General features: G+C 64.5%; 18 protein-coding genes. 13 read left to right on the top strand and 5 right to left on the bottom strand.

Annotated features, from left to right (window positions below; translation table 11 throughout):
- Window positions 1-30: 30 nt before the first annotated feature.
- Together WCJ41_RS03505 and WCJ41_RS03510 are read right to left on the bottom strand one after the other, a co-directional pair.
- Window positions 31-1191, bottom strand: a complete 1161-nt coding sequence (locus WCJ41_RS03505; protein ID WP_336904443.1) for an extracellular solute-binding protein — start codon at window positions 1189-1191, stop codon at window positions 31-33.
- A 175-nt stretch (window positions 1192-1366) separates the two neighbouring features.
- Window positions 1367-2368, bottom strand: coding sequence for a GGDEF domain-containing protein (locus WCJ41_RS03510; protein WP_336904444.1), 1002 nt, complete (start codon window positions 2366-2368; stop codon window positions 1367-1369).
- 157 nt (window positions 2369-2525) lie between these two features.
- Between WCJ41_RS03510 and WCJ41_RS03515 the strand changes: the two genes are divergently transcribed.
- From WCJ41_RS03515 to WCJ41_RS03575, 13 genes are all read left to right on the top strand, one after another.
- Window positions 2526-3461 carry a 3-keto-5-aminohexanoate cleavage protein gene (locus tag WCJ41_RS03515; protein ID WP_336904445.1) on the top strand — a complete coding sequence of 312 codons (936 nt, stop codon included), beginning with the start codon at window positions 2526-2528 and terminating at the stop codon, window positions 3459-3461.
- 49 nt (window positions 3462-3510) lie between these two features.
- Entirely contained in the window at window positions 3511-4584 is a 1074-nt protein-coding gene (locus WCJ41_RS03520; RefSeq protein ID WP_336904446.1) for an FAD-binding oxidoreductase, read from the top strand.
- Window positions 4581-5387, top strand: coding sequence for an HAD-IIB family hydrolase (locus WCJ41_RS03525; protein WP_336904447.1), 807 nt, complete (start codon window positions 4581-4583; stop codon window positions 5385-5387). Before WCJ41_RS03520 ends, WCJ41_RS03525 begins: the two co-directional genes overlap by 4 nt.
- The gene (locus tag WCJ41_RS03530) at window positions 5380-6429 is read left to right on the top strand and encodes an AbrB family transcriptional regulator (RefSeq protein WP_336904448.1); all 1050 of its coding nucleotides are present in this window, start codon (window positions 5380-5382) and stop codon (window positions 6427-6429) included. Before WCJ41_RS03525 ends, WCJ41_RS03530 begins: the two co-directional genes overlap by 8 nt.
- Window positions 6429-7193 (top strand): sterol desaturase family protein, encoded by a 765-nt coding sequence (locus tag WCJ41_RS03535; RefSeq protein ID WP_336904449.1) that lies wholly within the window; start codon window positions 6429-6431, stop codon window positions 7191-7193. The genes WCJ41_RS03530 and WCJ41_RS03535 overlap by 1 nt, the downstream gene beginning before the upstream one ends.
- A gap of 20 nt (window positions 7194-7213) precedes the next feature.
- The gene (locus WCJ41_RS03540; RefSeq protein WP_336904450.1) at window positions 7214-7984 is read left to right on the top strand and encodes an SDR family oxidoreductase; all 771 of its coding nucleotides are present in this window, start codon (window positions 7214-7216) and stop codon (window positions 7982-7984) included.
- Between the two features lie 65 nt (window positions 7985-8049).
- Complete coding sequence (locus tag WCJ41_RS03545; protein ID WP_336904451.1) at window positions 8050-8301, top strand: Ada metal-binding domain-containing protein; 252 nt, start codon at window positions 8050-8052, stop codon at window positions 8299-8301.
- A complete protein-coding gene (locus WCJ41_RS03550; RefSeq protein ID WP_336904452.1) occupies window positions 8288-8455 on the top strand; it encodes a hypothetical protein in 168 nt (55 codons plus the stop codon). The genes WCJ41_RS03545 and WCJ41_RS03550 overlap by 14 nt, the downstream gene beginning before the upstream one ends.
- Before the next feature lie 162 nt (window positions 8456-8617).
- Complete coding sequence (locus WCJ41_RS03555) at window positions 8618-9148, top strand: hypothetical protein (protein ID WP_336904453.1); 531 nt, start codon at window positions 8618-8620, stop codon at window positions 9146-9148.
- Window positions 9149-9326: 178 nt separating this feature from the next.
- Window positions 9327-11114, top strand: a complete 1788-nt coding sequence (locus WCJ41_RS03560) for a fatty acyl-AMP ligase (protein WP_336904454.1) — start codon at window positions 9327-9329, stop codon at window positions 11112-11114.
- A 28-nt stretch (window positions 11115-11142) separates the two neighbouring features.
- Window positions 11143-12114, top strand: coding sequence for an NAD-dependent epimerase/dehydratase family protein (locus tag WCJ41_RS03565; protein ID WP_336904455.1), 972 nt, complete (start codon window positions 11143-11145; stop codon window positions 12112-12114).
- The gene (locus tag WCJ41_RS03570) at window positions 12111-12350 is read left to right on the top strand and encodes an acyl carrier protein (protein ID WP_336904456.1); all 240 of its coding nucleotides are present in this window, start codon (window positions 12111-12113) and stop codon (window positions 12348-12350) included. The genes WCJ41_RS03565 and WCJ41_RS03570 overlap by 4 nt, the downstream gene beginning before the upstream one ends.
- A 3-nt stretch (window positions 12351-12353) precedes the next feature.
- On the top strand, window positions 12354-13562 hold the full coding sequence (locus tag WCJ41_RS03575; RefSeq protein WP_336904457.1) for an aminotransferase class I/II-fold pyridoxal phosphate-dependent enzyme: 1209 nt from the start codon (window positions 12354-12356) through the stop codon (window positions 13560-13562).
- A 21-nt stretch (window positions 13563-13583) separates the two neighbouring features.
- On the opposite strand, the gene WCJ41_RS03580 is transcribed toward WCJ41_RS03575, so the two are convergent.
- The 3 genes from WCJ41_RS03580 to WCJ41_RS03590 are packed head-to-tail and all read right to left on the bottom strand — an operon-like array spanning window position 13584 to window position 16842.
- Window positions 13584-14552, bottom strand: coding sequence for a diacylglycerol kinase family protein (locus WCJ41_RS03580; RefSeq protein ID WP_336904458.1), 969 nt, complete (start codon window positions 14550-14552; stop codon window positions 13584-13586).
- The gene (locus WCJ41_RS03585; RefSeq protein ID WP_336904459.1) at window positions 14549-15625 is read right to left on the bottom strand and encodes an LptF/LptG family permease; all 1077 of its coding nucleotides are present in this window, start codon (window positions 15623-15625) and stop codon (window positions 14549-14551) included. Before WCJ41_RS03585 ends, WCJ41_RS03580 begins: the two co-directional genes overlap by 4 nt.
- Window positions 15622-16842, bottom strand: a complete 1221-nt coding sequence (locus tag WCJ41_RS03590) for an LptF/LptG family permease (RefSeq protein ID WP_336904460.1) — start codon at window positions 16840-16842, stop codon at window positions 15622-15624. The genes WCJ41_RS03585 and WCJ41_RS03590 overlap by 4 nt, the downstream gene beginning before the upstream one ends.
- Window positions 16843-16858 lie beyond the last annotated feature (16 nt).

Below are 16858 nucleotides of genomic sequence, written 5' to 3' on the forward strand. Positions count from 1 at the left end.
CCGGCGGCCCAGAGATTCAAGCGAACTGGCTTATGCGGCCTTCCACTTGTCGGCGTATTCGCCGCGCAGCTTGATGAACCAGCCCGGCTGGGCCGGCCACCACCACAGCTTCGACAGCGCGTCGCCCGGATAGGCAGCGTTGTAGAACGACTTGACGGCGTCGCTGGCGAGGTCCGGTCCGCCCTTGCCCACAGCGTTCGCCTTGAAGGCGTCGGCCCAGGCGGCCGAGCCCTTGGCGGTCGACACCCACTTGGCGAGTTCGGTGGCCTGCTCGGAGTTCTTGGCGTTGGACATGAGCACGAAGCCCTGGTTCCAGGCGAAGGCACCTTCCTTGGGAGCCACGAAGCCGAAGCCGTCGGGCGCCAGGTTGAAGCCGGTCGAGTCCCAGTTCAGGCCCAGCGTGGCGCCGTTGGTGCGGAACGCGGCCTGCGCCTCGTTTTCACCCGACCAGAACTGCACGACGTTGGCCTTGTGCTTGATGGCTTCCGCGAGAGCGATGTCCCACAGTTCCTTCATCGTGGCTTCGTCCTTGTAGGCGTCGAGCCAGGGCTTCGGCAGCTTGCCTTCGGCGTCGAGCCAGCGGCCCATGGCGGCGAGAGAGGAGTGGGCGCGGATGCAGATCTTGCCTTCGAGGTCCGGACCCCAGAGGTCGCCCAGCGAGGCCTTGCCGTACTCGGTCGGGAAGTCCTTCTTGGAGTAGACCATGGCTTCGGTGCCCCAGACGGACGGGACGATCATGCGCTTGCCGTCGACAGTGGCCATCTCGCCAGCCTTGCCGTCGGCGAGGCCCGGGAGGTAGTTGTCCATGGCGAGCTTGTTGGTATCCCAAGCCTGCACGAGGCCGTCAGCGGCCCAGCCACCGACGCGGTCGCCCGTGGGCTCCACGACGTCATAGGCAGCGGTCTGCAGCGACAGCTTGGCCTGGGCGTACATGTCGTCCTGGCTGGCCTGCTCGGTGAAGTTCACCTTGATGCCGGTGTCGGCGGTGAAGGCCGGGAACACCTTGGCGGCGAGGTCGGGATAACCGGCCCAGCCCATGAAGTTCACTTCGCCCGAAGAGGCGAGCGAGGACTTGATATAGAGCGGACCAGCGAGGCCCACCGCGCCCAGGGCGGCGGCGGACTTGAGCAGGGTGCGGCGCGACAGCATCGCAGCGCGCATCGTTTCCTGCGCGGATGTAAACTTCTTCATTAGGGATCGTCCTCCGTGTTCGTGCGGGCGTCAGTGCCCGCTTCCAATTGAGTGACCAGTCCGGTTGGGTCCGGCTTCGTATGTCTTTTCAAGAGAATATGACGATCATGCAACAGGGTGCAATGGGATTGTGGGAACCCCCGATTGAGCAATTTTTGCGCGGGATTTTAGAAGTTTAGGCTGCCACCCGGTTGCGGCCGCCCTGCTTGGCCTCGTAGAGCTTGGAATCTGCCCTTGCGACAAGCGCGCTGGTGCCCTCGCCGGGGGTGAACTGGGCGACGCCGAAAGAAGCAGTGACGCGCAGCAGGGTGTTGGGCGCACCCGGCTTCTGCCAGAACTGGGCCTCGAGCTGGGCCTTGATCTGCGAGGCGACCCTTGAGGCATTGTCGAGCGGGGTGGCCGGCAGCACGATGGCGAACTCCTCGCCGCCGTAGCGGGCGACCGTGTCACGGCCCTTCACGTTGCTCGACAGGACCTTGGCGAACCATTTCAGAACATCATCGCCCGCCGGATGACCATAGCGGTCGTTGATCGCCTTGAAGTGATCGATGTCGGCGATGATGAGGGAGAGCGGCTGGCCGGCGTTACGCGCGGTGGCAAGCTGGGACGCCAGCACCACGTCGAAGCCTCTCCGGTTCTTGAGGCCGGTCAGGGGATCGCTCAGGCCTTGCGCCTCGGCATTGGCGAGGTTGGTCTTGAGTTTCTCGATCTGCTTCTGCGAGGTTTCGAGGCTGGCCTGCAGGTTGGATGTGCGGGCCTTCATCTTGTCGTTTTCGATCATCAGGTAGGAGATGATGATGCGCACCTGCTCGGTCTTCAGGCTTTCGTGCAGTTCCTCCTTGGCGCGCTCCAACACGGTGGAGAAGTTCTCGTTCGCCTCGGCATGTTGGCGCAGCAGGGAGAGCAGCTTCGACACCTCGGACTGCACGGGGTCAGCCGATGGGCTGCCGTCGGACACATCGGCACTGACCGTGGGCAGTACCTCTGCCGCAGGTCTCGCGGCGCGCAGCGTGTCCCACACGGTGCTGAGCAACGTGGCAGCGATGAGCAGGGTGACGGCACCCAGTTCAATGGCCTTGGCATTGGCAATGCTGCCGGGGCTGCGGATAAGATAAAGCGCGGTGAGCCCCGCCAAAGCCGATACGACGGCAAGCACGATGCGCAGGATCGAGGTCATGGTGCGTGCGCGTCCTCCGCCCAACTGGTTTGCGGGAAAGCTAGCGGCAGCGGCTTGCGGCAAACTTGCATGGCTCGCCTGCCCAAACTTGTGCGTGACGCGACGGGCCCGGCCCGGTAGCGTGCGCTGCAAAATTCAGCGCCCCAGGGAGGCCATCTTGCGCAAGAAGAACAAGACCATCATCACCTGCGCCATCACCGGTTCGATCCATACGCCGTCGATGTCGCCGCACCTGCCGGTGACGCCGGACGACATCGCCCACCAGGCGATCGAGGCGGCGGAAGCCGGTGCCGCCATCCTGCACCTGCACGCGCGCGACCCGGAGAATGGCAAGCCCTCTGGCGATCCGGACACCTACAACCGCTTCCTGCCGCGCATCAAGCAGAGCTGCGACGCCATCGTGAACATCACCACAGGGGGCGGACAGGGCATGAGCATCGACGAGCGCATCAAGGCGGCGGAGGCGTTCTCGCCCGAGATGACCTCGCTCAACATGGGCTCGATGAACTTCGGCCTGTTCCCGATGCTGAACCGCTACAACGCCTTCGAGCATGACTGGGAGCGGGCACACCTCGAGAACTCCAAGGACTTCATCTTCCGCAACACCTTCGGCGACATCGAGAAGATCCTCGAGCGGCTGGGCAAGGGCCATGGCGTGAAGTTCGAGTTCGAATGCTACGACGTGGGCCATCTCTATACGCTTGCCCACTTCCTCGACCGCAAGCTCGTCACCCCGCCGCTGTTCGTGCAGACGATCTTCGGCATTTTGGGTGGCATCGGGCCCGACCCGCAGAACGTGATGGTGATGCGCGAGACGGCGGAGCGGCTGTTCGGCGACCAGTATTACTGGTCGGTGCTGGCGGCGGGGCGCTTCCAGCTGCCCTTCACCACCATGGCGGCGACCATGGGCGCCAACGTGCGCGTCGGGCTGGAAGACAACCTCTACCTCGGAAAGGGCCAGCTGGCGCCGTCCAACGCCGCACTGGTCTCCAAGATCCGGCACATCCTCGAGGAGCTGTCCTATGACATTGCCAGTGCTGATGAGGCACGCGCCATGCTGGACACCAAGGGTGCGGCGAGCGTGAAGTTCTGACGGCTGCCAGGAGGCAGGGCGGCAACCGAGTGGGGGGAGTGAAGCGTCAATGACCAAGCGGGTCATCGTCATCGGATCGGGAATCATCGGCGCCTCCATCGCCTATCACCTGGCGAAGGGGGGTGCGGAGGTGACGGTGATCGAGGCGGATGAGCCTGGCGGCCTGGCCACCCGTGCAAGCTGGGCGTGGATCAATGCCAGCTGGGGCAACCCCGAACCCTATTTCCGGCTGCGGCTGGCCTCGATCGCGCATTGGCACAAGATGCAATCGGAGATTCCGCAACTCGCCATCAATTGGTGTGGCGGGCTGATCTGGGACATTCCGCCCGCCGAACTCGACGCCTATGCCGCCGAGCGTGCCCAATGGGGCCAGCCACTGCGCAAGGTGGGGCGGGGCGAAATCCATGTGATCGAGCCGAACCTTACAACGGTTCCCGACTACGGCTACTTCGCGCCGGGCGAGGGCATGCTGGAGCCGCTGGCGACAACCAAGGTGCTTCTCGACGCGGCCAGGGCGCTGGGGGCGGAGGTACTGGCCGAGACGCCGGTAAAGTGGCTGGCAGAGGAGCATGGCCGCGTCGTCGGCGTGATGACCGACGTGGGCGTGATCCATGCCGACGAAACAGTGGTGGCGGCGGGCACCAGGACGGACCACCTGCTCGACAGCGTCGGGGTGACGTTCAAGATGAGTTCTCCCGCCGGGCTGCTTTCACATTCGAAGCCCGCCCCGAAGCTACTCAACGGCCTCGTGATGACTCCGGGCCTTCACGTCCGCCAGACGGCAGAGGGGCGGATCGTGGCCGGCACCGACTTCGCCGGCGCCGACCCCGAGGGCAATGCCGAGGGGCTGGCCCAGGACCTTCAGGCCAAGGTCGAGGCGATGGTGCAGGGGGCGGAGGGACTGGGTCTCGACTTCTTGACCGTCGGCTACCGGCCCACCCCGGCGGATGGCTTCTCCGCCATCGGGCGACCGCACAGCAAGAACGGGCTCTACCTTGTCGTCACCCATTCCGGCGTGACGCTTGCCGCGGCACTTGGCCTGTTCGCTGCCACCGAACTCCTCAGCGGCACACGCGACCCGCTGCTCGCAACCTTCTCACCGGACCGACCGACACTCACATGACCATGCAGCCCTTGTCCAAAGCCCCGCGCGCCCTTCTTGCCGGGGTGAAGGCCGTCCTCACCGACATCGACGATACGCTCACCCTTCATGGTAGGCTTCCAGCGGAAGCCTTTGATGCGTTGTGGAAATTAAAGCGTGCGGGAATCAAGGTGGTGCCCATTACCGGGAGGCCCGCCGGATGGTGCGACCTGATCGCCAGGCAGTGGCCCGTCGATGGCGTGGTGGGCGAGAACGGCGCCTTCTACTTCCGCTATGACGAGGCAGCGAAGAAAATGATCCGCGTCTACGCGCAAGCACCCGACGTGCGGCGCGCCAACAGCGCGAAGCTGTGGAAGATCGCCAACCGCGTGCTGGCGGAGTTCCCCGGTACGGCGATCGCCTCCGACCAGGCCTATCGCGAGATCGACGTTGCCATCGACTTCTGCGAGGACGTGCCACCGCTGCCGCTTGCCACTGCGCAGGCAATTGCCGAGGCCTTCCACGGGGAAGGTGCCGCCGCGAAGGTTTCATCCATTCATGTGAATGCGTGGTTTGGCGACCACGACAAGCTCACCATGAGTGAGAGGTTCCTGGCCGAATCCTTTGATATCAGACTCGAAAAGGACTTGAATCACATCGCCTATTGCGGTGATTCACCCAATGATGCGCCGATGTATGCGGTGTTCCCGCTCGGCATCGGCGTTGCCAACATCAGGCCCTATGCCAAGCTGATGGCGCATCTTCCCAACTACGTGACAGAGGGTGAGGGCGGGCATGGCTTCGCCGAATTCGCCGACGCCGTGCTGAAGGCGCGCGATGCGTGACACCGCCATTGGCCTGCTGATCGGCACCGCCGGCGGACTGGGCTTCTGGTTTCTCGGCATCCCCGCGCCGTGGCTGGCGGGCAGCATGATGGCGGCGATCGTCGCCGTGTTCAGCAAGGTGAAGATCGGCATGCCGGACTGGCTGCGCGCCGTGGCCTTCATCTTCCTCGGCATCCAGACCGGCACGGCGGTGTCGTGGGACACGGTGGACCGCGCGGTGCACTGGCCGCTGTCCATCGCCTTCCTGTGCCTCACCGTGGTGGCCATCACCTGGGCCTGCACCGCCTATTATGTGAAGCGCAGCAACTGGGACCCGGCGACCGCACTGTTCGCCAGCCTGCCGGGGGCACTTTCCCTCACCCTGTTGCTGGCCAGCGGCACCAAAGCCGACATGCGGCGAGTGACCATCGCGCAGTGCATTCGGCTGTTCTTCCTCGTCGCCGCGCTGCCCTCGGTCATCACCTGGCTGACGCCGCCGGATGAGGTGGTGGTGATGCTGAGTCAGATTGGAGGGATCTGGGACATCCTGCTGCTGGTCGCCGTCTCGACTGCGGCGGGCTATGCGCTGGAGTGGCTGAAGGTGCCGGCCGGGCTGATGCTGGGGCCGATGCTGGCAAGTGCGGGGCTGGAACTTTCGGGCCTGATTGCCGGTGCAGCACCGCCGTCGATCCTCATCCCGGCCAATATCGTATTAGGCGTGATGATCGGGGCACGGTTTGCAAATTTCACTTTCCGGGAGTTCCGCGAAGCGCTGGTGGAGGGCTTCTCGGGCTTCCTGATCGCGCTCGTCATCGCCATGGCGGGGGCGGGGGTGGCAGCCTACGTTTCCAACCTGCCCTTCGCGCTGACGCTGCTCGCCTTCTCGCCCGGCGGGCTTGATGCCATGACCATCATGGCCTTTTCGCTGAACCGCGACCCGGCTTACGTGGGCGCCCACCAGATGGCGCGCTATATCGGGCTGGCCCTGCTGATGCCGGCGGCAACCGCCTATGTGCTGCGGCGCATGGGGATGCCGGTGGTTACGGGCAAGGGAGGGTGGTGATGGAACAGTTGTCGGCGTTGCTGGCCTACAAGATTGTCGCCGTGCTCGGCTGGCTCGTGCTGCTGCTGGCGCTTGAACGGATGTTTCCGCTGGCGCGGGTGGTGGGCGGCATCAAGCGGGTGGCGAAAAACCTGTCGCTTGCCGGTTTCAACGCGCTGCTTTCGCCGCTGATCGTGGTGCCCGTCTCGGCCTTCGCGGCGTCTCACGCCCTTGGCTGGCGACCCCTGTGGTGGGGCGGCTGGGCCGGCCTCGTGCTCGACATCATCGTGCTCGACCTGTGGATCTACTGGTGGCACCGGGCGAACCATGAGTGGCCGCTGCTGTGGCGCTTCCACGAGGTTCATCATATGGATGAGTTTCTCGACGCAAGTTCAGCGCTGCGCTTCCATTTTGGCGAAGTACTGATCTCGTCACTGGTGCGGGCGGGGGTGATCCTGGCGCTCGGCGTTCCGCTGGTGAGCGTGGTGGTGTTCGAGACCCTGCTGGCCTTCAACACCATGTTCCACCATTCCGACCTGCGCCTGCCGCGACGGCTGGAGCAGGCGCTGTCCTACGTCATCGTCACGCCGTCGATCCACTGGGTGCATCACCATGCGATCCGCCGTGACACGGACTCGAACTATGCCTCTCTGCTCTCCGTGTGGGACAGGCTGTTCGCCAGCCACAGCCTGACGGTGCGCACGCCGGAGATGCGGGTGGGCACGGAGGGAATGAAGGACCGTGGCTTCACCGGACTGCTCGCAAGGCCGTTCGAGGAGCGCTAGACTGTGACGAGAGGTACGACATGACGCAATGGACCAAGCGATTTTCACTGGAAGGGCGCCGTGCGCTGGTGACCGGTGCGACCAAGGGCATCGGCTTCGAGACCTGCCGGGTGCTGGCCGATGCCGGGGCCGACATCGCCGCCGTGGGGCGTGACGAGGCCGGGCTGGCCGAGGTCTGCAAGGCGGTGGAGGCGCTGGGACGAAAATGCGTTCCGATCGCTGCCGACCTGGCCACCGTCGAGGGACCGAAGGCGGCGGCGCGGAAGGCACTGGAGGCCTTCGGCACCATCGACATTTTGGTCAACAATGCAGGCGTTACCACGCTCAAGTCGATCATCGACACGCCGGTCGATGACTGGGAGTGGGTGAACAACGTGAACCTGCGCGCTCCCTACCTGCTGGCGCAGGCGCTGGTGCCCAACATGATCAAACAGCGCATGGGCAAGGTCATCAACATCTCGTCGCAGTCGGGCGTGGTGGCGCTGGACGACCACGGCGCCTATGGCGCCTCCAAGGGGGGCCTCAACATGCTCACCAAGGTGATGACGGTGGAGTGGGCCAAGCACAACGTCCAGTCCAACTCCATTTGCCCGACGGTCATCCTGACGCCGATGGGCGAAATGGTGTGGGGCGACCCTGCCAAGGGCGACCCGATGAAGGCCAAGATCCCGGCGGGCCGCTTCGGGCGCACCACCGAGGTGGCAGACCTCATCCTGTTCCTCGCCTCGTCAGCCTCGGACATGATCTGCGGCCAGACCATCCTGCTCGATGGCGGCTTCACGGCGCAGTAGCGGAAAACGGGTGGCGGTGCTTGCCGCCTGCCGCCCATAAGGCACATACGCTCAGGAGGTGAAGCATGATGACTTCGCAGCAGGCCGCACAGGACGACGAGCGCTGGCAGGCGGTCGCGCGCCGTGACGCTGGCTTCGATGGCGTGTTCTGGTATGGCGTCGTGACCACCGGCATCTATTGCCGTCCGCACTGCCCGTCCCGCCCGCGGCGGGAGAACGTGATGTTTTTCACCACAGCCGACGCGGCGCGCGCCGCTGGCCTGAGGGCCTGCAAGCGGTGCCGCCCGGACAAGGAGCTAGACCATGGCCATCCCTGACCTGACCATTCGCATCGACCAGCTGCGCACTGACGTGGCGGCGATGCTGGACGACAAGACCGCCAAGCTGTCGCCGAAACAGAAGACGGCGCTGAAGGAAATCGGCCAGCTGCTGTCGGAAGCGGCCGACGAGGCTGAAGAGGCGGGGCTCTAGCCGCCCCTTCTGCTTTCGCTTGCTTCTGGGCTTGAGCAGGGGAATCCTGTGGGCAACCCATGGCGGTGGCAGGGGTCTTGCACGGTAAGCCGTGGAAGGGGCCTGCCCCCGTTCCGCCGTTCCGGTTTGGGACAGGCGAGGGCAGGTGAGGAGTGTGTGAGCGTGGTGAAGGCCGCAGCAATGCAGGATCGGGACGGCCTGGCGGATGCCCTCCGCGAGGCCAGACTCGCCGAGGCGGCCCATTTCGAGGCAGCCCTCGACCTGCGCGACTCCAAGACGCTGCGTCTGCAAATCCTCAAGGACGAGCTTCTCCCCACCGTCCAGGCGACGCCCGAGGCACGGGAGCTGTTCGACCTCACTTTGCTTCCCGGCGAACCTCCAAAACTCTGGGTTGATCTTACCTCTTATGTCGTGATGGAGCCCGATTACCGCACCTACCGGGTGCTGCAGGACCGGCAGGACAGCCGCGACATTCTCTTCGAGGGCACGGACCGCGAGCAGGCCGCTGCCACCATCCGCCGCCACATGGCGCACCGGTTGATCGCGCGCGAGCGCCAAACCGCCATTTCAGCCCCTGTTTTGGGCACGGGATACAGTTCTGCATCGCTCATTCTGGCTTGGGTTTCGGGCTTCGCTTTCGGGGCCCTGGCGCTGGTTGCGGCGGCACTCTATGCTGGTCTTTTAAAGTATTGATTTACCTTAACGATTTCTTACCATCCCCAATTCGTAACAAACTGAAACAGTAATTGATTTCCCCGGACTCAGGCCGGCTGTTACGAAAAATTACCGTATGCCTCCTAAACCCCGTTGGTCTTGGCGGCCTTACGTAGTCATTTGGAATTCGCAGGGTATCGATTGCATGCAGAGCGCTTTGAAGCGGAGCACTGACGCCGAGACGTCCGGTTCGGTCACGCCGACATCAAATCGCAGCCTCGCCCAGAATCTCGCAGGCTTCGGCACGCTCGCCGAAGGTCTGGACTATGCAGCCAAGGGCGTTACCGGCTTCAATTTCTATTCTCCGCGCGGCCAGTTGCAGTGCGTGCTGCCCTATTCCGAACTGCGCCATCAGGCGATCTCCACCGCGCGCAAGCTTCTGTCGCTTGGCCTGAAGCGCGGCGACCGCGTTGCCGTCGTCGCCGAGACGGGCCCCGAATTCATGGCGGTGTTCTTCGGCTGCCAGTATGCCGGTCTCATTCCCTGCCCGATGCCCTACACCATGTATATCGGTGGCAAGGGCTCCTACATCGACCGCGTGGCGGGCATGCTCGCCGCCGCCAAGGCTCAGACCGTGGTGACGGGCGAGGATTTGCTCGGCCACATTTCCGAAGGTGCCGCGCGCGCCGGTGCGCGCCGCGTGCTGACCCATGCCGAACTGCAGGCCCTGCCTGAGGCTGCCACCAAGCTCGAGGCCTTCAAGGCGCATGAAGACGCCTATATCCAGTATTCCTCGGGCTCGACGTCGAACCCCAAGGGCGTTCTGATTTCGCAGAAGGCCATCATCGCTAACACGCGCGGCATCCTGCGCGACGGCATGCGCATCACCCCGGAAGACCGCGCCTTCTCGTGGCTGCCCCTGTATCATGACATGGGGCTTGTCGGCTTCTGCCTGTCGGCCGCCATGGGCCAGGTGAGCGTCGACTTCCTTGCCACCACCTCGTTTGCCCGGCGTCCCGCGCTGTGGCTGAAGCTGATGTCCGACAACAAGTCGACGATCACCTATTCGCCGAGCTTCGGCTATGACCTCGCCGCCCGCCGCATCAACGGCGATGCAGTGGCGCTGGACCTGTCGCGTCTGCGCATTGCCGGCATCGGCGGCGACATGGTGCGCGCCGACGTGCTCGAGGGCTTCGCCGCGCATCTTTCCGTGGCGGGCTTCCGCTCTGAGGCCTTCCTGCCGAGCTACGGCATGGCCGAAACGACGCTGGCCATTTCCTTCATCGATCCCGATGCGCCGATCCGCGTTGACTCGATCGACCGCCATGCCCTGAAGCATGAGGGCAGGGCCGTTCCGGCCCGTGGCGCCAACGCGCGCAGCTTCGTGGTCTGTGGCCGCCCGATGCAGGGCAGCACTGTCGAGATCCGTGACGAGCGCGGCAATGTGCTGGGTGCGCGCGCCGTGGGCCGCATCTTCGTCCATACGCCGAGCCTGATGTCCGGCTACTATCACAACGACGAGGCCACCGCCTCGGTGGTCGGCGAGAACGGCTTCCTCGACACCGGCGACATGGGCTACTGGCTTGACGGCGAGATCGTGATTACCGGTCGCGCCAAGGACCTTATCCTGCACAATGGCCGCAACATCTGGCCGCAGGACATCGAATGGGCGGCCGAGCAGATCGAACCGCTGCGCTCGGGCGACGTTGCCGCCTTTGCCGTCGAGAATGACGAGGGCGGAGATGACGTGACGGTGCTGGTGCAGTGCCGCCTGCAGGACGACGACTCGATCGAGGCGCTGCGCCACGAGGTTTCCGCCGTCGTGCACCGTTCCGCCGGTGTTGAATGCAAGGTGGTGATGGTGCCGCCGAAGAGCCTGCCCTTCACGTCCTCGGGCAAGCTGTCGCGCGCGACCGCCAAGCAGAAGTTCCTCTCTGGCGAGATCGCGGAGCTTTCCGCCATGTCGCGGAACGTCGGGGCCGACAGCCTCGAAGCCGCACTCTGAGGCGGCTTCGCCCGCCGCGCAGGCCACCATGACCCACATCATCGCCATGACCGGCGCCACCGGATTCGCCGGGCGGCACGTCGTTTCCGAATTGCTGGCAAGGGGCCACCGGCTGCGCGCGCTGGTGCGCAATCCGCAGACGGCAGGGCTGCCGCCAGAGGTGGACGTGGTGACGGGTGATCTCGCCAACAGGGACGCGCTGACGCGGCTGCTTTCCGGGGCCAGTGCCGTCATCCACCTTGCGGGTGCGCTCACCGCGCTGGACCGCGAAGGCTATTTCCGCGTCAACGAGCAGGGCACGCTGGCGCTTGCCGATGCCGCACAGACTACCAATGTCCGCCGCTTCGTCCATATCTCGTCGCTTGCGGCGCGCGAGCCGCAGCTTTCAGGCTACGCTGCCAGCAAGCGGGCGGGGGAGGACGTCGTGGGTCCGCGCATGGCGGCGCTGAACGCCATCCTCATCCGGCCGCCCGCCGTCTATGGTCCGGGCGACCGCGGCACGTTGCCGCTGATCAAGGAACTGACACGGCCGGTGGCCGCCATTCCGGCGCCCGCCCACGCGCGCTTTTCGCTGATCCATGGTCGCGACCTCGCCCGTCTCATCGCGCGGGCAGTGGAATCGGACTTGCAGGGGCTGCATGAGGTGAGCGATGGCAAGCCGGGCGGCTATGGCTGGGCGGACCTGATCCGCACCGCCTCGGCATTCCGTGGCAGCCCGATCCGCCCGCTCTTCCTGCCGCGCGCCGTTCCGGCAGCGGTGGCAACTGTCGCCGAGGGCCTCTCCCGCCTCACCGGAAAGCCGGGCATGGTGAATCGCGGCAAGATTGCCGAACTCTACCACCCGGACTGGGTGGCCAGGGAAGGCGGGCTGTCGCTTCCCGATCCCACAGCCTTCGACACGGGATTTGCCGAAACCGTGACCTGGTACCGCAAGGCCGGGTGGTTGCCTCAGGGGCGCGGCACCGATACAAGGACCGCCAGTTCAAGGACGTTTCAATGACCGACATCGTCTCCCAGCTTAGCAAGCTGCTCGAACCGTTCAACACCAACGGCACGGTTCTTTCAGCCACGACCGACATCTCGACCGACCTCAACATCGATTCCGTCACGGTGATGGATTTCGTGATGGAGGTCGAGGACCACTTCGACATCGAGATCCCGCTCAACGTGCTCTCCGAAACGCGCACGGTCGCCGACCTCGCAAAGGTCGTCGAGACCCGCACAAGGAAGGTGTAGGGCATGGACCTGCTCGCCAAGCTCGCGACGACCGCCGACCGCCACGCCCGCATGAAGATGCTGGGGGGCGATGCCGTGGGCGTGGTCAACGAAAAGATGATCTCGCCCACCCGCGCGCTGATCAACGGACAAGAGACCATTCTTGCCGGCACCAACAACTACATGGGCATCACGTTCGATGCCGAGTGCATTGCCGCAGGCCAGAAGGCACTGGCGGAATTCGGCACCGGCACCACCGGCTCACGCATCGCTAATGGTTCCTTCGCGCTTCACAAGCAGCTCGAGACCGAGTTCGCGACATTCCTCGATCGCAAGCACTGCATCGTCTTCACCACCGGCTACCAGGCGAACCTCGGCATGATGTCGGGCCTCGCCGGCCCGCGCGACACGATCTATCTCGACGCCGACTCGCACAGCTCGATCTATGACGGTTGCACGCTGTCGGGCGCCAAGCTCGTCCGCTTCCGCCACAATGATGCGGCCGATCTCGACAAGCGTCTGACGCGCGGCGAGGCGGACGAAGGCGGCAAGCTGGTGGTGCTCGAAGGCATCTACTCGATGATGGGCGACCGCGCGCCGCTGGCCGACTTCATCGAGGTGAAGAAGAAGCACGGCTTCCAGCTGCTCGTCGACGAGGCGCACAGCTTTGGCGTTCTGGGCCCGCATGGCCGTGGCCTGGCCGATGAAGCGGGCCTCGAGAAGGAGGTGGACTTCGTGGTCGGCACCTTCTCGAAGAGCGTTGGCGCCATCGGCGGCTTCGGGGCTGGCGATCATCCCTATTTCGAATATTTGCGCTTTGCGATGCGGCCCTACATGTTCACAGCATCATCGTCTCCCGCGTCGATTGCCACCTCAATCACGGCCATCCGCAAGCTCGCGGCCGAACCGCAACGCCGCAAGAAGCTCGCCGAGAACTCGGCGCGCCTGTTCAACGGTTTCAAGGCGCTCGGCCTCGAACTCGGCTGCGACGAGGTGAGCCCTGTCGTTGCGGTGCGCTGCCCGGACGAGCCCTCGACGATTGCCATGTGGGGCGCGCTGCTGAAGGCTGGTGTCTACGTCAACATCGCGCTGCCGCCCGGCACGCCCAACAAGCTCAGCCTGCTGCGCTGCTCTGTTTCCGCCGCACACACGGATGACGATCTCGACCGCATCATCGAGCTGTTCGGATCGGTGGTGGCGCAGGGGCATGGCAAGAAGGTCGCAAACGGGTAAGGCACCTTCTTCGCGCCTCTCTCAGCCTCTCACGAAGGTGAACTCCGGTCCCGTTTCAAGCCGCAGCGGCTCAGCCACCGGCGGGGGGAAGAATTCGCCGTCGATCACGAACATCACGTCGGAAGCGACCGAGAGTTGGTGCGAACAGAAGCTCACCGTGTCCGGCGGGCTCGCGTGGTTCTCGCCGCCATACATGATGGGCAGCATCCAGCGCGGCACGGATGGAATGGGATAGGGGATGACGGTCGTCCGGATCGGCGCCGTCTTGCCGCCCCAGAAGGGGTGCGACCGGAGCAGCAGCGTATCGAGCGTCGTCGACATCTGCAGCAGCTGCGTGCCATGCGACATGCGGCGGCCATTGGCTTCAACCAAAATGGCATAGGGCCGGTCGAAGCGCGACTCGTCCTGCGCATCGGGTGGCGAGAACATGTATTTGCGCACCGCAGTCAACAGCGTCTTGGCCACTGCCCACTGGCCCCTGACGCCCTGTGCGTTGAATGCACGCTGGCAGTACTGTGTGGCAACTGCAATTGCACCAGTGCCCACGAACATGCCGTGCCGCACCTTGCCGTCGCCCGGGTTGGCGCAGCGGATGGTGTTGCGCGTGACAAGCTTGCGGGGGTCGAGCCTTCTCAGGAAGGCAGCCTGCGCATCGATGGAGTGGTCGGTGAAGCCGAGGTCGTTGGCGCTCAGGTTGGTGGTGCCGTGCGGTAACAGGCAGACGCGCGGCGAGGCAATGAAGCACTCCCGCTCGGCAATCTGGGTGAGAATTTCCTGGATGGTGCCATCGCCGGAGCTGATGAACAGGTCCGTCACCCCCTCGCGCCCCATGCCGGCGACGATGTGGTCAAGGTGTTCGAAGCTCTCGAGCACATGCAGCGAGATGCTGCTGTCTCCCTGCAGCTTCTCCGCCAGCGCCTGTCCCTTGCCGCGGCCCTTGCCGGACAGCGGGTTGACGATCAGCCCGGCGCGGCGCGGTTGCCCCGTCACACCGTCTCCGACCTGAGCGTCATGACCACAGCGAGCGAGCCGAAGGCGAGGATCGGCAGCCATGCCGCAAGCCACGGCCTGACGAAGCCCAGCTCACCCATGGTGAGCGAGATGCCGTCGATGATGAAGTAGACGAAGCCCATGCCCACGCCCACGGCAAACAGCGCGCCGAGGCCGCCGCCGCGGCGGAAGCGGGTGGCCAGCGGAATGCACAGCCCCATCATGAGGAGCCCCGAGAAGAACAGCGAGATGCGCTTGTTGGCCCAGGTTTCATAGACCCACACCGGCCTGATGCCGAAGCCCTGGTTGCCGATGAAGTAGAACAGCTCAGACAGCGCCATGTCCTCCGGCGCGCCGGAGCGTGCGCCCGCCTGGGCTGGCTTCAGCGTGCCGGAATAGACCATGGTGTCGAGGTGCGAAGGCTGCAGGTTGTCGCGGTAGTAGACGAGCACCTTGGAGAGGGTCCAGCGGCCGCCCTCGAGCTTGGCCGACTGCGCATAGATCTGCTCGCGCAGTTGGCCCTTGTCGTCGCGCCGGAAGATGATGACGTTGTTCAGTTCGGTCGAATCCGGGTTGGCGCTTCCCGCCCGCAGGATGTCGGAACCGGCCCGCATCCAGATCGGATCCTTCTCGCCGAGCTTCAGCTTTTCAGCACCATAGTCACCCACGCCCCACTCGCGAAGCTGCGGCGTGGTGGCGGGGATCGCGGAATCCGAGAGCAGGAAGTTGAGCCCGCCGGCCACGAAGGCCAGCGGCAGCAGCATGATGATGAGGCGCGCCGGCGACACGCCGGCAGACCACATGGCAGCCATCTCGTTGCGGTAGCTCAACTCGGTGAGGCTCAGGAGCATGGCGAGCAGCATGCTGATGCCCATGTAGTTCACGATCACCGAGGGCGCCCGGTACAGCATGTACTGCAGCAGGATCAGCATGTCGTTGGGATGTAGCGTCTGCAGTTCCTTGGCATTGGTGAGCACGTCCAGTGACAGGACGAAAAAGGAAATGCCGAACAGGATGCCAAAGAAACGGATGGCAACCATGCGGTTCAACATCCAGCCGATGAGTTTCATCATGTCGGTGTTCCCCATCCAAATCGACGGACCAAGCTGTGGCGCAGGTTGCCGAAGAAGTCTCCAACGCGATCGATGACAATGCTGATTGGATCATTGCGCAGCGTGAAACACGTGCCGATGTAGCGCCATGCCGCAAACAGGGCAAGCAGCAGGCAGGGCAGCCACATGGTGACAAGCGGCGAGGCGACGCCGTGGTTCGCCAGCGAGGCGCCCTGGTGGATGATCTCATTGTAGACCACGATCAGCACCAGCGCCACGCCGGTGCGGAAGCCACGTGCGCTGCGCCGGTTGCCAACTGCGAAGGGAATGGCAAGAAACGGCAGGATGAGGATGCTCACCGCCGTCACCAGGCGTTCGCTGAGCTCCGAACTGACGTTGTCAGGGCTCGACTTCGGGGGCGGGTGGTCGAGCGCGGTGAAGAGTTCTGGCAGCGTCAATTCACGCTCATCCTCGCCGCGCGGCCGGAAGATGTCCTTGGAGATGCGGCCGAGCGGCGTATCGGCCAATGCGAACTGCGTTGCTTCGCCAATCGACGGATTGTCCGACATCAGATCGGGCCTGGTCTTGAACGTCAGGCGGTGGCCATCTTCGAGGTGCAGGGTCGGGCGCTGGCCTGCTTTGCTCTCCACCAGACGCCCGCGCGAGGCGGTGACCGAGTCGGAGCCCTTGTCCTTCTTGTCCTCGTAGATGAAGACGTTCTGGAAGGCATTGGTACCGCGATCCAGCTTGTCGATGATGAAGGTACGGTCGCCCGCCTGCATGAACACGCCTTCCTCGGCGAGATAGAACACTTCGACGTTCTGCACATCGAAGACGACGGAGCGGTAGGCATAGCGGGCATAGGGTTGGAGCCAGCCCATGATGAGGAGGGAGGTGATGGAGATGAGGGCGCCCATCACGATCACCGGGCGGGCCATCCGGTTGAGGCCGATGCCCGATGCCATGAACGCGTCGGTTTCGGAATTGGCGGACATCTTGCCAAAGCCCAGCAGCAGCCCGAGGAACAGTGCGGCGGGGAGCGCCGTGCCCAGGTAATGCGGTACAAGATAGGCCAGCATCTCGAAGACCACGGAGAAGGAGTTCTTCTTGCCCAGCGTCGTGTCGAGCAGCCGCACCATGCGGTCGGCCAGCAGCATGAGCAGGCCGATGACCAGCGCGCCCGCGAGGGGCAGCGACACCTGCCGCATGACGTGCCTGTCGACGATGGGGAGCAGCAAGGTCGTTTTCAGCTTC

Source organism: Aestuariivirga sp. (genome assembly GCF_037139295.1).
Classification (GTDB): Bacteria; Pseudomonadota; Alphaproteobacteria; order Rhizobiales; family Aestuariivirgaceae; genus Aestuariivirga.

Excerpts from the sequence above, each read along its gene's own strand:
- WCJ41_RS03530 (WP_336904448.1), top strand. The coding sequence starts at position 5,380 with ATGCGTGACACCGCCATTGGCCTGCTGATCGGCACCGCCGGCGGACTG.
- WCJ41_RS03570 (WP_336904456.1), top strand. The coding sequence starts at position 12,111 with ATGACCGACATCGTCTCCCAGCTTAGCAAGCTGCTCGAACCGTTCAAC.
- WCJ41_RS03585 (WP_336904459.1), bottom strand. The coding sequence starts at position 15,625 with ATGATGAAACTCATCGGCTGGATGTTGAACCGCATGGTTGCCATCCGT.
- WCJ41_RS03505 (WP_336904443.1), bottom strand. The coding sequence starts at position 1,191 with ATGAAGAAGTTTACATCCGCGCAGGAAACGATGCGCGCTGCGATGCTG.
- WCJ41_RS03525 (WP_336904447.1), top strand. The coding sequence starts at position 4,581 with ATGACCATGCAGCCCTTGTCCAAAGCCCCGCGCGCCCTTCTTGCCGGG.
- WCJ41_RS03540 (WP_336904450.1), top strand. The coding sequence starts at position 7,214 with ATGACGCAATGGACCAAGCGATTTTCACTGGAAGGGCGCCGTGCGCTG.
- WCJ41_RS03565 (WP_336904455.1), top strand. The coding sequence starts at position 11,143 with ATGACCCACATCATCGCCATGACCGGCGCCACCGGATTCGCCGGGCGG.
- WCJ41_RS03545 (WP_336904451.1), top strand. The coding sequence starts at position 8,050 with ATGATGACTTCGCAGCAGGCCGCACAGGACGACGAGCGCTGGCAGGCG.
- WCJ41_RS03535 (WP_336904449.1), top strand. The coding sequence starts at position 6,429 with ATGGAACAGTTGTCGGCGTTGCTGGCCTACAAGATTGTCGCCGTGCTC.
- WCJ41_RS03520 (WP_336904446.1), top strand. The coding sequence starts at position 3,511 with ATGACCAAGCGGGTCATCGTCATCGGATCGGGAATCATCGGCGCCTCC.
- WCJ41_RS03550 (WP_336904452.1), top strand. The coding sequence starts at position 8,288 with ATGGCCATCCCTGACCTGACCATTCGCATCGACCAGCTGCGCACTGAC.
- WCJ41_RS03510 (WP_336904444.1), bottom strand. The coding sequence starts at position 2,368 with ATGACCTCGATCCTGCGCATCGTGCTTGCCGTCGTATCGGCTTTGGCG.
- WCJ41_RS03575 (WP_336904457.1), top strand. The coding sequence starts at position 12,354 with ATGGACCTGCTCGCCAAGCTCGCGACGACCGCCGACCGCCACGCCCGC.